Genomic DNA, 13,902 nt, shown 5'->3' on the forward strand with positions numbered 1-13,902 from the left:
ATTTCCAGTTAATCAATTAACGAATTGAACAATACAATGAAATTTCGAGCTGTACTTTTTTACTCACGGTTTATTTTTATTTTACTATTGGAGTTCGTGAATCTTCGATTTCCATTGCCGTAAAAAGTACCAAAAAAGGCTAGACTTATTTTCCTGGACTTGAAAAACAAGAAAAAAATCTTTTCCACCGTATGGCAATCACTTCGTTAGGCCATACTGCTACGGCCAACGCTAGATTTTTTTCTGTTTTTACTACGCCCATGAAAAGTAGGTCGGAAAAGGGTGTTTTCTGCGTAATTTGTAATTTTGCTATTTTCAACTCATCAACTCATCATAACTAAAGAGATTTCTCCTATCGTCGAAATGACAGATAAAAAAGATTCTCGCTGTCATTTCGATGGAGGAACGACTGAGAAATCTTCTTCTGATCTGTCTTTCAGTCTATCCAAAACGGTCAACGTTGCGTAATAAAGTAAACATCAATCCCTAATCTCTAATTAACCAATCAACGAATACACAAAAAAGTATACTGTATAACGTAGATTGTATATTGTATTGTCAGAGATAAAGTTGTGCATTTTAATTCCCTATTCTCTAATTATCTAATACACCAATACACGATTACACCAATCAACGATTACACGATTACACGATTACACCAATCAACGATTACACGATTACACGAACAACGTTTAACGAAAATAAGCAATAAGCTCTATGCCGTAAGCTCTAAGCAAATGATTTTTTTAAAATCTTACTCACCACTCATCAACTCATCATAACTAAAGAGATTTCTCCTATCGTCGAAATGACAGATAAAAAAGATTCTCGCTGTCATTTCGATGGAGGAACGACTGAGAAATCTTCTTCTGCTCTGTCTTTCAGTCTATTCAAAACGGTCATCGTTGCGTAGGGAAGCAAACACTAATCTCTAATTAACCAATTAGCAAATACACGAATATACCAATACACGAATAATCAAAAATTCCTATCTTCGTCGCTAAATTATTTCCAGAAAGAAAAAGTAATGCAAATAAAAACCGATATCATTCCTTTACACCAGCAATTTGCCAAAAGAGCAAACGCACCCCAAGGCATAGATAAAAAGGCTATATGTGTTTTCGCGGCTACCGGGTTTTTTCTTGGGGATGATAGTTATTATCAACATCAAAAAGTATTGCAACCCGGAGTGCAGTATCAGCTTAATAAAAATAAGGAGGTAGTTAGTTCAGAGTCTTATTTCAAATGGCATTACAGTCCGCGCAATATCAGTTTTCAAACAGCGGTAGATGAATTTACCGATTTATACGAACAGATTCTAAAAGAGCAAACCGGAAACGAGCGTGTTTTGCTGCCTCTATCCGGAGGTTTGGACAGTAGGAGTCAGGCTGTGGGTCTAAAACAATTGGGGGCTGAGGTACATTCGTATTCCTATTCTTTTACGGGCGGCTTTAAAGAACATAAAATCTCCGAGCAAATTGCTAAAGTGTGTGGTTTCCCATTTGATGCTTTTCTTGTTCCGCCAAATTATTTATGGAATTCGATAGAAGATTTAGGAAATTTGAATGGCTGCTATTCCGAATTTACCCACGCAAGACAAATGGCAGTTTTAGAACGATTTAAACAAATGCAAGGCGAGTTTTCCCTTGGCCACTGGGGTGATGTTTTTTTTGATAGGGGAATTGCTGCCGGCGATGAAGATAAATCTGATATTGAACTCATTTATAAAAAAGTCATTAAAAAGGGTGGTTTGGCAGTTGCAGAGCAGCTTTGGAAAGCTTGGGAATTAGAAGGGAATTTTGAAGATTATTTAAAGCGAAAGATTCAAAAATTGCTCAACCAGATTGAGATAGAGCACAAGCCTTCCAAAATAAGGGCTTTTAAAAGTTTATATTGGGCCCCGCGGTGGACGAGCATTAATTTAGCCGTCTTTGAAGCGGCGCATCCTATTCATCTTCCCTATTACGACAATCGGATGTGTGAATTTGTATGCGGTATTCCCGAAGAATATTTGGCAGATAGAAAAATGCAGATTGAATACATAAAGCAACGCAACCCAAAAGTGGGTAAAATTATGTGGCAAGACAATAAGCCTTATAATTTATACGATTACCACAAAAACACTTCTCCCCGAAATTTACCCTATCGCATAAAAAATAAGTTAATTCGTGAAATCAATGCAAAACTGGGGAAAAAATATGTACAACGTAATTGGGAAATTCAGTTTCTCGGCAAAGAAAATGACGCTAATTTACGTAGTTATTTGTACCGAAAAGATTTTGTAGATTTTGCGGGAAAAGAAACCATCGATATTATTTACAACAATTTCAAAAATAAAGACGCGGTATTTTATTCTCATCCAGTTAGTATGTTGTTAACCTTGAGCGTGGGGTTAAAGCAGCAGTAGCTTTTACCTACAACCCACCACCCACCCACATAAAACTGTCTTGCTGAACGTCCGACGATAGGAGGACTAGATTCAGCATCTCATGCGATAGAAACCCGACCTACCCGAATCAAAACTCCATCACAAATACCGCAGAAACTAAAGCTTCTATTAACATATATCGCTTTTGCAAGAAATTTAGGTCTTTCCAATCCCAAGACCCTGAATGCAACCTCCCTCCGGTCGTTTGCTTCAGAGTGACAGGACGAGAAGGCTTTTAGCAGAAACATGACTTCATAACGTGAATTCGATATAAGATTTAAATTATTTTCTTCTTTTTCTTCCGTATAGCTAAACTTTTCCGTCAAGAATTTTCGAAGCCTTGGAGAAAATTTAGGAAAAGCTTAGCGGTTTTTCGCCCTAAGCGAAAAAATACCTTAGAAAAAGCGTCTTTTCTTTTGGTTCGTTTTCTTTGGACGAGCAAAGAAAATGAACAGTGCTTCTTAAAATGCAAAATTCTTCCGGTCGTTTGCTTCAGGCTGACAGATAAGGGTGTGTGTTTTCTGAAAAATAATTTGTATAGTAAACCGCTCAAAAATAACTGTCATACTGAACGGTCCGACGGTAGGAGGACTAGACTCAGCATCTCCACGGGGAAGCATCCAAACAGCTCAAATCAAATCCTACCTCAAAAATAAAACAGAAAACAAATTACTTACTACCATATCTCGATGTCACGAACCAACAAATTAACCAATCCACCAATCCACCAATCCACCATATATTATTTCATTTAAAATTTCTATTTTTGTTTTTTTAATCCACGCCTTACTATATGTCAAAAAAGATTAGAATTCTTTATACTATTCCTAATTTCAAAACGGCTGGTAGTCAATACGTAGTTTTGTCTTTGATTGCAGGTATAAATAAAGAAAAGTTTAATGTATATATAGGGGTGGAAAAATATCCCGAACTAATACCCGATCTAGTACCGCATGAAAACAAAATACACTTTGCTAGAGAAGGTAATTCAATAAACGATATTCATAATTTTGCTCAATTAGTAAAGCAACACAAAATCGAAATCATACATTCTTGGGATTATAAATCGCAGTTTGTAGAAGTATTGGGTAGCCGGTTGGCGGGAGTTAAATATCTATATACAAAGAAAAATGCTGCTTGGTCTAAGCGCTGGTTTCTTAAAAGTATGTTATCATCCCATATTGCATACGATAACCCCGAAATGGAACAAGCTTTTTTTAGTAGTATTGTATTAAAAAATAAGATAAGTTTTATACCGCATGGTGTAGATACAAAATTATTCCGCCCTTTAGATTCGTCAAAAAGCTCGAATAATTCTAAATTTAACATGTGTTGTATAGGAAATATTGGTGAGAATAAGAACCAACTTTTTCTCATTAAAGCTTTAAGAAATCTACCATCCGATATTTATTTAAACCTTTATGGAAGAGCAGAGACCGTTTATTTGAAAAAACTAGAAAAATACATAGTAGAATTAGATTTAGAAAATCGCGTGCATTTTAAAGGTTTTGTTAAAAATCACGAACTACCGAGAGTATTAAATGAACAAGACTTGTTTGTTTTGGCGTCCAAAAAAGAAGGTTTGCCTGTTTCTATTCTGGAGGCACTGGCTTGCGGTGTTCCGGTATTAACTTCTGATTCAGGTGGTGGCACCCGTCATATTTTTAAAGATAGAAAAGGAGGAGAAGTTTTTTCTATAAAAGATACTTTAGAGTTTGAAGAGTTTGTGCGTAAATTGTTTAAAAGCAAACAAACTTATAACAAGAAAGCTAAAGAAGCAAGAGATTTAATTTTAGCTAATTACAGATTAGATAAGGAAATTGAATCTTATGAAAAACTTTATTTAAACTTAAAATGCTAATGAAAATAGGTATTGTGCTTTCTTCCCCTCCTGCTTATTCCGAAACTTTTTTTCGTTCGAAAATAAAAGGATTACAGGAAAATGGGCACGAAGTGGTTTTAATTACTGCTAAAAGTAAGAATACTTTTGACCTATGTTCGCATAAAACGCATCCCAAAGTTTATTCCAATAAATTAGTACAAGTTGGAGCTATGTTTTTGGTTGGCTTAAGCTTACTTCCTTATTGGCGACGCGTAAAAAACTATTACCGTTTAGAAAAAAGGCAAAAAACTTCCGTAAAGCGAAGTATAGAAAAAATATATATTAATTCCACACTTTTAAAATTAGAGGTAGATTGGTTGCATTTTGGTTTTGCAACAATGGCTATAGAACGGGAATTGGTAGCTAAAGCTATTGGGGCAAAAATGGCGGTTAGTTTTAGAGGCTACGATATAAATGTTTATCCACTAAAACACGCTGGTTGTTATAAAAAGCTTTGGCAGCAAGTAGATAAAGTACATAGCATTTCAGAATTTTTAATTCAAAAAGCCTATGCTTTGGGCTTATCAACCAAAACAAACTATAAAATCATACCTCCGGCAGTTAACATTCCGCCATTAACGAAGTTGACAGAAAATTCTACACCAACAACTAAAATAAATATTGTAACCATAGCTAGGTTGCAATATATAAAAGGCATAGATATACTTTTACAGACCGCGGAATTTTTAAAAAAACAACAACTAGGTTTTAATTGGTATATAATTGGCGATGGTAAAGCGGCCGATAAAGAGCGCTATTTATACCATCGTTATGAGGCAGAATTAGAGAATGAGGTGCATTTTCTTGGGAAACTTACACATACAGAAACTTTAAAGAAACTATCTCAAGCAACTATATATGTACAAACCAGTCTTAACGAAGGTTTTTGCAATGCGGTTTTGGAAGCACAAGCTTTGGGGAAAATTGCTGTTGTTTTTAATACCGGCGCATTGAAAGAAAATATTATAGACCGTTATACCGGCTTTTTAGTAAAGGTGGTAACACCCACCGCTCTTGGTCGAGAAATAATAAAGGTCTTAAATCTTTCTAGCATAGGAAAAGATAAAATTACCCAACAAGCCCAAGAACACGTAAAAAATAGCTTTACTTTGCAGGAACAAAAAGAAGTATTTAATCAATTTTACAATTAGTTTATGAATATAATCTTTTGTGCCGGTATATCGGTTAGGACAGGTACTAACTATATGGGTAGTATTTTTTCTGAAATACCAGAAGTAGCTTCTGTGCCTAAGAATTATTCGAAAGGTGAATTTCCTTTTTTTAGAAAACAAGTTATTCAAAATTATGACAGTTGGATTAAAGGTTTTAACAGAAGAATGTTTGCGCAGCCACCATTGAATAAAAAGAAATTTGCTTCTTTTTACGGAGAAAGTTTCCTGAATTATTTAAAAGCAGAATATGAAATAAAAGAAAAAACAATTTTCGTAAAAGATCCGGGGTTGTATAATATTGAGCGGTTTTATGACTACTTCCCAAAAGGTAAATTAATAATATTAACGCGTAGCGCACCGGATTTAATTGCTTCTTCTTTGAAAGCTTCTTTGCAAATTAGGAAAAGTCAAAGCAAGAAGAAAAAAATTAGTGCTAAGATAAAATACTATAGCGGTTATAATATGTATACCTATGCAAAAGCATACAAAAAACACGCTACACATTTGAGGTTTTTGAGAGAACAATTAAAAGGGGGCTTTCTTGAAGTTAAATATGAAAATTTGGTAAATGAGCCGAATAAATATATTTGTGAAATTTTAGATTACTGTGAGGTGCCTTATAATAACGAAATAATTCAAAATACAGTTAATGCTAAAGTTGTCGGATCATCATACTTTGGCTCTAAAAAACATTCGCAAGAGTGGGGGGCTTTAGAGAAAACTAGTGATTTTAAACCTGTTGGGAGATACAAATCTTGGGGATGGTTCAATAGGTTTATTTATAATAGAATAGCTAAAAAAAGTAATGAATTTGTAGGTTACAGTCATAATTTATAATACATTGAAAATATATTATCCTCAAAAACACTATAATAAAGAACATCGCGGACAGTTATTCCCGTTACTAAAGCCTTTTATAAAAAATACAGACTTTACCGATGTGGATAGGATAAAAATGTATGGGCTAAGCGAAAAAGATTATTTTTTTACAGATAAGTTGCAGGATGCGGAGGTGGTAATTTTAACGATGTCGTGGAACTATTATCAAAAAAAGCAACAAATACAGCTTGCCGTAGACTTAATTGAAAAGGCTGCAAAATACCAAAAAACAGTATGGAGTTATAATTCCGGCGATTTTGGAGTAAAAGTTCCTTATTTCTCCAACTTAAAAGTGTTTCGGTTTAGCGGTTACCAAGCCAATAAGCAAAAAGGACATTACGGTATGCCGGTAATGATAAAAGACTATTTGCAAGAAAATTATGGATTGGACTCGTATTGGAAAAGAAACTATATTCAACAGCCAAGCGTTGGATTTTGCGGACAAGCGGATGCCAGTAAATTTACCGCAGCTAAAGAAATTACACGCACTTTAATGCGAAATACAAAAAGCAATTTGGGTTGGCGAGCCGAAGAACCCCAACAAGTTATTTCAACTACCAATTTACGTGCAAGGCTTTTAAAACAACTGGAGAAAGCAAAGACTATAAACGACAATTTTATAAAACGTAAAAAATACCGTGCAGGGGTCTCCAACAATAAAAGTCAGCACCAAAGCACCCAAGAGTTTTACGACAATATTTTAGAATCCGATTATGTTTTGTGCGTTCGGGGAGGAGGGAATTTCTCTGTACGTTTTTACGAAACCTTGATGATGGGGCGTATTCCACTGTATATACATACCGATGGCTTTTTACCCTTGGGAGAAGATATAAACTGGAAAGAACATGTGGTCTGGGTAGACTATAAAGACATCCCTAAAATGCAAGAAAAGTTAATAACTTCCCATCAAAATTTAAACGAAGAAAAACTCCAAAGCTTATTTAAAAAGAACAGAAGATTATGGGAAGAGAAATTACGTTTGGATGGTTTTTTTAAAAGTGAGTTTGGCAAATTATGATTTTTAATTTTCTTAAATATTTAAAACCTACATCTTATTTCCGCTTAAAGCGAAACGATAATACCTTCGTTTTTCCGCGAACAGAGAAGCTCAATAAATCTGTATTACAAAATCTCGATAAAGATAAAAACTATCAAAGCAGCTTAGCTCAAGCATACGATCTTTCTTGGCAAGCCATTCAAAAAGGCTACATAGGTAATGCGAAAACCTATACCCATTTTGAAAAACTGCCGATAGAAGATGAATACCGATTTATTCGAAAAAACTTCCATAAAGCTTGGGTGCTTTACGTTTTGTTGCTACGTCTAGTATCTTTTAAAAATCCCATTAAAGAAATTCGAGCTTATCGAAAAACCAAAAATGCCAAGCGCCAAAACTTTGCATCAACCCCAATACAATATCCCGCTTATAACGAATTTAAGTCTCCGTTGCTGGAGGAGCAACCACTGGTTAGCGTGGTAATTCCAACTCTTAATCGCTATGCTTATTTAAAAGACGTTTTAAGAGATTTAGAGAAGCAGAATTACAGCAATTTTGAGGTGATTGTAGTGGATCAATCCGAACCTTTTCAAAAAGAATTTTATAAGGATTTTGACTTAAACCTTAATCTTATTTACCAAAAAGAGAAAGCTTTATGGCTGGCGCGCAATACCGCGATTAGAAAGGCTAATGGAGAATACATTTTATTGTTTGATGATGATAGTCGAGTGGAGGCCGATTGGATTGAAAAACATCTTAAGAGCTTAGATTTTTTTAAAGCCGATATAAGCTCTGGGGTTTCTATTTCTAAAGCGGGTGATGAAGTGCCGGAGAATTATGCCTATTTTTTAATCAGCAGTCAGTTAGATACCGGAAATGTGCTTTTACCCAAACAAATTTTTAAAGAAATAGGTTTATTCGACAGGCAGTTCGAAAAAATGCGTATGGGCGATGGCGAGTTTGGTTTACGGGCTTATTTGGCCAACTACCGCAATATTTCCAATCCGTTGGCAAAGCGTCTGCATCTTAAAGTAGGCTCAGGAGGTTTGCGCGAAATGGGAGCTTGGGATGCGTTTCGAAGTGCCAAATGGTTTGCGCCAAAACCGGTGCCCAGTGTTTTATATTTATACCGAAAATATTTTGGAAAAAAAGCGGCAAAGCTAGCCTTGCTAAAAAACATTCCGCCTTCTATGATTCCGTACCGATTTAAAAAAAATAAAAAATTACTGCCTGTTGGACTTCTATTGGCGTTATTTGCATTTCCTTTAGTGGCCTACCAAGTAAGTAAATCATGGAAAATAGCCGGTAAAATGCTAAAAGAAGGAGCCAAAATTGAAAAGCTGTAAAGAAGAATAGTTAATTTTAAAATTAAAAATGTTTGATAAGAAGTTTTGACTTCCAACACTATGAAAGAGCGCACGCGGAAGGATTGTTTCTCGATACTTAGGGAGAGTGCAGTCGAAAGGAATGTCTCCCGACACTTCGGGAGAGCGCAGTCGAAAGGCATTTCTCTCAACATTTTGAAAAAGCGCAGTCGAAGCTTACTTAAAAGTAAAAAAATAATTATTTTGACCAACATGTCAGTCTGAGCGCAGTCGAAATTTTTGTCTCCCGACACTTCGGGAGAGCGCAGTCGAAAGATAAGACAAAAACATCCCTAAAAAAACGAACAACGAACAACCAAAAACGAACAACGAACAACCAAAAACGAACAACGAATATTGAAAAACCCCAAAACCATACTCCTCATCACCTCTGAATTTCCCCCACAACCCGGAGGGATAGGAAACCATGCCTATAATTTAGCAAAAGGTTTAGACGGGAATAGCTATTCCGTAAAGGTTTTAGGCGACAGACGTTCAGCTGACGGGGAAGAAGAAAATGCTTTTGATAGCAGATTAGCTTTTATGGTAAATCGTGTAAAAAGGGAAAAACTGATTTTTAAAACCTATTACAAACGTCTGCAAAAAGCTAAACACTTAGCTAAAAACGCAGACATTGTTTTGCTTTCTGGGAAGTTTCCTTTGTGGCTTGGGGCTTATTTACGCTTTGTTTTTCCACAAAAAAAACTTTTTGCCATTATTCACGGTAGCGAGGTGCAATTGGGTTCTTCCGCTTTACGGAAGTTAACAAATTTCTCGTTAAAGAAGATGAATGGCGTGATAGCCGTTTCTTCCTTTACCTTAGATTTAGTGAAAAATTTACATTTACAGAATACCAAAATTATTCCTAACGGCTTTGATTTGGGGAAAAGTATTTCCGTAAAGAAAACTTTCGTAAAAAATAAAGAAAACTTGCGTTTGATTACTGTCGGAAATGTAAGTAGGCGCAAGGGACAAGAAAATGTAATAAAAGCTTTACCGGAATTATTGGCTGTCTATCCTAAATTGGAATACCACATTGTAGGAATACCAACTTTACGGAAAGAATATAGCGCCCTTGCTAAAGATTTGGGAGTTGAAAAACACGTGTTCTTTCACGGAAAAGTAGACGAAACTCGAAAAATAGAACTCTTGCAAACTGCCGATATTTTTGCGATGCTAAGCCAAACTACAAAAAGCGGCGATGTAGAAGGTTTTGGAATTGCTATTTTAGAAGCAAACGCCTTAGGGATTCCGGCAATAGGCTCTAAAAACTGCGGAATAGAAGATGCTATAAAAGAAAATTATTCCGGTTTTTTGGTAGATCCTAAAAATAACAAGGAAATACTGCAAGCTGTAGCGGAAATATTATCGCATTATGGTAGTTTTGCAGAACAAGCGGAAGAATGGTCTAAAAATTTTAAATGGCCTAAAATTAGTAAGCAATATGTAAAATTTATCGAATCTTGAAGTTAGCCATTATATCGCATACCGAGCATTATTATACCAAAGAAGGAGAGTTAGTAGGTTGGGGGCCAACCATTAGTGAAATTAATCATCTTGCCGAAGATTTTGACGAAATTATACATGTAGCTTTCTTGTACGAAGAAGAGCCAAAAACAAGTTCGTTACCTTATACAAAGCCCAATATTAAGTTTGTTGCTTTGCCGGTAAGTGGTGGTAAAACCTGGCTAGAGAAGACGAATATTCTTAGCAATATGCCCAAAACCATTGCTACAATAAATAGTGTGCTTGACAAAGTAGATGTTTTCCAATTCCGAACCCCCATAGGTTTTGGCGTTTATTTAATTCCGTACCTAACGCATTTTGTAAAAACCAAAGGTTGGTATAAGTATGCCGGGAACTGGAACCAGCAAAATGCTTCTTTGGGGTATCGTTTGCAACGTTCTTTTTTAAAAAAACAAAATAGAAAAGTAACTATTAACGGAAGTTGGCCCAACCAGCCTGAGAATTGTCTCACCTTTGAAAATCCTTGTTTAACCTTACAAGAGCGGAAAGAGGGTAAAGTGATTTTACAAAAAATAAACTATACAGGACCTTTTCAAATGTGTTTTGTAGGAAGATTGGAAGACCCCAAAGGGGTGCAACGAATAATAGATGCTGTTGCAAGTTTACGTGATAAGACACATATAAGCAATATTCATTTGGTAGGTGACGGTGAAAGACGAAAAGCCTACGAAGCTCAAGTAGTCGATAAAAACCTACCAATACAATTTCACGGATTTTTATCGCGCGACAAGGTTTTTGATTTGTATAGAAACTCCCATTTTCTGTTATTGCCATCCACTGCTTCCGAAGGATTTCCTAAAGTTATTGCAGAGGCAATGAATTACGGCTGTATCCCAATTGTTTCAGATGTATCAAGCATAGGACAATATATAAACCAAAAAAATGGCTTTATTGTAAACCCGACTACCAGTGAAAAGTTGGAAGAAATTTTTAGTACTTTAGCCCAAACTAAAAAAGAAGAATTACAAAATAAAGCCGAAAAAGCTTATGCTGTAAGCGAGGCTTTCACTTTCGAGCATTACCGGCACCGTATACAAACCGAAATTTTAGAATAATTGCTAAATCTGCAAAATGAAAGCTTTTTCTTTTAAGAAAAATTTAAAATCTATCCTGCCAATCCTGTTCCATGTGGGATTGGGCTTATTGTTTTATTTTGCTGAATCCTTAAGCATTCTCTATTATTTTGGAATTCTTTTTTACTTTCTTTACCATATTTTTAAAAATCCACAGTCAAAAATTTGGCCTTTATTGGGAGCTGGATATATAACCGGCGTAGAGATTTTTTTACGAATGACTAAAGGTTTTATCTTTTGGGAATTCGGTAAATACTATGTAATACTTTTTTTAATGATAGGTTTGTTTAATCATGGATTTAAAATTAAAGCTTGGCCGTTTTTACTTTACATACTTTTATTATTGCCCGGAGTTTATGTAGCTTATCTAAATATGGACTTTATGGAAGAGAGTTTTAGGAAAACTATCTTGTTTAATCTCTCCGGTCCTTTAAGTTTGTTTGTATCGGCTCTCTATTGCTATCAATTGCGTATCAAATTGACAGATATGTTTAAGATTTTAGATTATATTGTCTATCCGCTTATAGCTATGGCCGTTTTTATAATTTTTTATCAACCCGATACACAAAATGTATTTGCTGCAGCAGAATCGAGTGCAGCGGCTTCGGGAGGCTATAGTGGAAATCAAGTTTCTACTATCTTAGGTCTGGGTATGTTTATTTTGTTTGTGCGGTTTTTGATTCCATACCGCCATAAAGTAAAACAACTTTTAATGATGGGCGCATTGGCCTTATTAAGTTTTCGGGCGTTATTAACCTTCTCTCGCGGTGGAGTGGTGGTTGCAGGCTTGATGATGGTATTCTTTAGTTTGTTTTTTTATTTTCGGATTAACTTATTGCAAAAGGCAAAAGCTTCAATAAAATTTATTTTACTTGGTATAGGAGTAGTAGCTTTATGGGGCTATTCGGTGGCTACTACCGATGGGATGATTGTAAACCGCTATACCGGAAAAAACTCCCAGGGTATAGAAGAAGAAGACATCTCTACCGGTCGCTTAACCTTAATCATTGAAGAGTTGGCCGCGTTTGAAGAAAAACCTTTTTTTGGTCTGGGAGTCGGCTTATCTAAATTTTACCGAGAAAAGAAAACCGGTATAGAGCTACCTTCGCATAACGAAATAACCCGGATGATTGGAGAACACGGTATGTTAGGCATTTTAGCTTTAGGTGTTTTGTTGATTACCCCCTTAGGAATGCTATTATCTGGTAATCGCAATTTATTTTTAATCCCTTTTGTTATTTTCTGGGGCGCGACCATTAACCACTCCGCCATGCGGGTAGCAGCTCCGGGCTTTATTTACGGTTTGGCCTTGTTAAATGTAAATTACCGTACCTATAAAAAGAAAAAGAAAAGACCATATGGCAACGAAGCAAGACGAGTTGGTGTACATAGGCAACCGGCTCTCCCAAAAGGGTAGAAATGTTACTTCTATTGAAACTTTAGGTACTTTTTTAGAAAAAGAAGGTTATATAGTACATAAAGCTTCGTCAAAAAAGAACCAATTTTTACGCTTGGCAGATATGTGCAGCGAAATTCTAAGAAACCGTAAGTGCGCAGATGTAGTCTTAATAGATACCTATTCTACCTTAGGATTTTGGTTTGCTTATATTGCTGCTAAAATATGTAAATGGTCTAAGTTGCCGTATATCCCTATATTAAGAGGAGGCGATTTACCAAAACGTTTGAAAAGCAATCCCAAACTATCGCAAGAACTTTTTGCTGCCGCCAAAGTAAATGTAGCACCATCGGCTTATTTGATGCATTATTTTAAAAAAGCCGGTTTTACAAACCTGGTTTATATACCCAATACCATAGAAATTAAAAATTATCCGTTTAAAGTCCGTAAAAATATAGCACCTAAATTATTATGGGTGCGGGCTTTTGCCGATATCTACAATCCGATGCTGGCATTAAAGGTTTTAGAAAACTTGTTAGCAAAACATCCGGATGCAGAACTCAGTATGGTAGGCCCTTTTAAAGACAACTCTATCGAAACTTGTAAAGCTTACGCGGAAAAAAAGAGACTTCCGGTTACGTTTACCGGCGGCATGCCGAAAGAAAAATGGTTGGCCTATGCCAAAGATTTCGATATTTTTATAAATACCACCAATGTAGATAACACCCCGGTAAGCGTTATAGAAGCAATGGCTTTAGGCTTGCCGGTAGTTTCTACCAACGTTGGCGGACTCCCATTTCTGTTGGAAGATAAAAAAGACGCTATTTTAGTCCCTCCCAAAAACACACAAGCTTTTACAGAAGGCGTAAAAGTACTTTTAGAAAACCAAGAACTTGCCCAATCCGTAGCAAAAAAAGCCCGAAAAAAAGCCGAAAGCTTCGATTGGGAAAGTGTTAAATACCAATGGGATGAGATGTTGGGTAGTAGGTAGTAGTTAGTATTGAGTATTTAGTAGTTAGTGGGTAGAGGCGAAAGGAGAGATTCTTGTAAGCTTCCCCTAATTAGAACTGTTCATTTTTCTAAAACTTCGATAAAGTTATTATTTTTTATTCTTCTGGGGCTAGCCCCAGAAGAATATTTTTTTGCATATGCTACCGGGGACATTTTTTCTAGTGCGTCGTGAG

10 protein-coding genes are annotated in these 13,902 nt (G+C 35.9%); all 10 read left to right on the top strand.

Features of this window, described 5'->3' with window-relative positions; genetic code table 11:
- Positions 1-1,027 precede the first annotated feature (1,027 nt).
- The 10 genes from FKR84_RS12760 (at position 1,028) to FKR84_RS12805 (ending at position 13,709) form a co-directional block, all read left to right on the top strand.
- Complete coding sequence (locus tag FKR84_RS12760; RefSeq protein ID WP_141422703.1) at positions 1,028-2,407, top strand: asparagine synthetase B family protein; 1,380 nt, start codon at positions 1,028-1,030, stop codon at positions 2,405-2,407.
- 814 nt (positions 2,408-3,221) lie between these two features.
- Positions 3,222-4,289: a glycosyltransferase family 4 protein gene (locus tag FKR84_RS12765; RefSeq protein WP_141422704.1), complete on the top strand. Its 1,068-nt coding sequence runs from the start codon at positions 3,222-3,224 to the stop codon at positions 4,287-4,289.
- Positions 4,289-5,461 (top strand): glycosyltransferase family 4 protein, encoded by a 1,173-nt coding sequence (locus FKR84_RS12770; RefSeq protein WP_141422705.1) that lies wholly within the window; start codon positions 4,289-4,291, stop codon positions 5,459-5,461. Before FKR84_RS12765 ends, FKR84_RS12770 begins: the two co-directional genes overlap by 1 nt.
- Before the next feature lie 3 nt (positions 5,462-5,464).
- The gene (locus FKR84_RS12775) at positions 5,465-6,319 is read left to right on the top strand and encodes a sulfotransferase (RefSeq protein ID WP_141422706.1); all 855 of its coding nucleotides are present in this window, start codon (positions 5,465-5,467) and stop codon (positions 6,317-6,319) included.
- Positions 6,320-6,323: 4 nt separating this feature from the next.
- On the top strand, positions 6,324-7,379 hold the full coding sequence (locus FKR84_RS12780; protein ID WP_141422707.1) for an exostosin domain-containing protein: 1,056 nt from the start codon (positions 6,324-6,326) through the stop codon (positions 7,377-7,379).
- Positions 7,376-8,704, top strand: coding sequence for a glycosyltransferase family 2 protein (locus FKR84_RS12785; RefSeq protein ID WP_141422708.1), 1,329 nt, complete (start codon positions 7,376-7,378; stop codon positions 8,702-8,704). Before FKR84_RS12780 ends, FKR84_RS12785 begins: the two co-directional genes overlap by 4 nt.
- Before the next feature lie 375 nt (positions 8,705-9,079).
- Positions 9,080-10,189 carry a glycosyltransferase family 4 protein gene (locus FKR84_RS12790; RefSeq protein WP_141422709.1) on the top strand — a complete coding sequence of 370 codons (1,110 nt, stop codon included), beginning with the start codon at positions 9,080-9,082 and terminating at the stop codon, positions 10,187-10,189.
- A complete protein-coding gene (locus FKR84_RS12795; protein WP_141422710.1) occupies positions 10,186-11,304 on the top strand; it encodes a glycosyltransferase in 1,119 nt (372 codons plus the stop codon). The genes FKR84_RS12790 and FKR84_RS12795 overlap by 4 nt, the downstream gene beginning before the upstream one ends.
- Before the next feature lie 193 nt (positions 11,305-11,497).
- Complete coding sequence (locus FKR84_RS12800; RefSeq protein ID WP_233357772.1) at positions 11,498-12,739, top strand: O-antigen ligase family protein; 1,242 nt, start codon at positions 11,498-11,500, stop codon at positions 12,737-12,739.
- Complete coding sequence (locus FKR84_RS12805) at positions 12,681-13,709, top strand: glycosyltransferase family 4 protein (protein ID WP_141422712.1); 1,029 nt, start codon at positions 12,681-12,683, stop codon at positions 13,707-13,709. Before FKR84_RS12800 ends, FKR84_RS12805 begins: the two co-directional genes overlap by 59 nt.
- Positions 13,710-13,902 lie beyond the last annotated feature (193 nt).

Origin of the sequence: Haloflavibacter putidus (genome assembly GCF_006546625.1) — a bacterium.
Lineage (GTDB): Bacteria > Bacteroidota > Bacteroidia > Flavobacteriales > Flavobacteriaceae > Mesonia > Mesonia putida.

What these genes read in the sequence shown, in the direction of transcription:
- FKR84_RS12760 (WP_141422703.1), top strand. Translation starts at nt 1,028, where the DNA reads ATGCAAATAAAAACCGATATCATTCCTTTACACCAGCAATTTGCCAAA.
- FKR84_RS12765 (WP_141422704.1), top strand. Translation starts at nt 3,222, where the DNA reads ATGTCAAAAAAGATTAGAATTCTTTATACTATTCCTAATTTCAAAACG.
- FKR84_RS12770 (WP_141422705.1), top strand. Translation starts at nt 4,289, where the DNA reads ATGAAAATAGGTATTGTGCTTTCTTCCCCTCCTGCTTATTCCGAAACT.
- FKR84_RS12775 (WP_141422706.1), top strand. Translation starts at nt 5,465, where the DNA reads ATGAATATAATCTTTTGTGCCGGTATATCGGTTAGGACAGGTACTAAC.
- FKR84_RS12785 (WP_141422708.1), top strand. Translation starts at nt 7,376, where the DNA reads ATGATTTTTAATTTTCTTAAATATTTAAAACCTACATCTTATTTCCGC.
- FKR84_RS12805 (WP_141422712.1), top strand. Translation starts at nt 12,681, where the DNA reads ATGGCAACGAAGCAAGACGAGTTGGTGTACATAGGCAACCGGCTCTCC.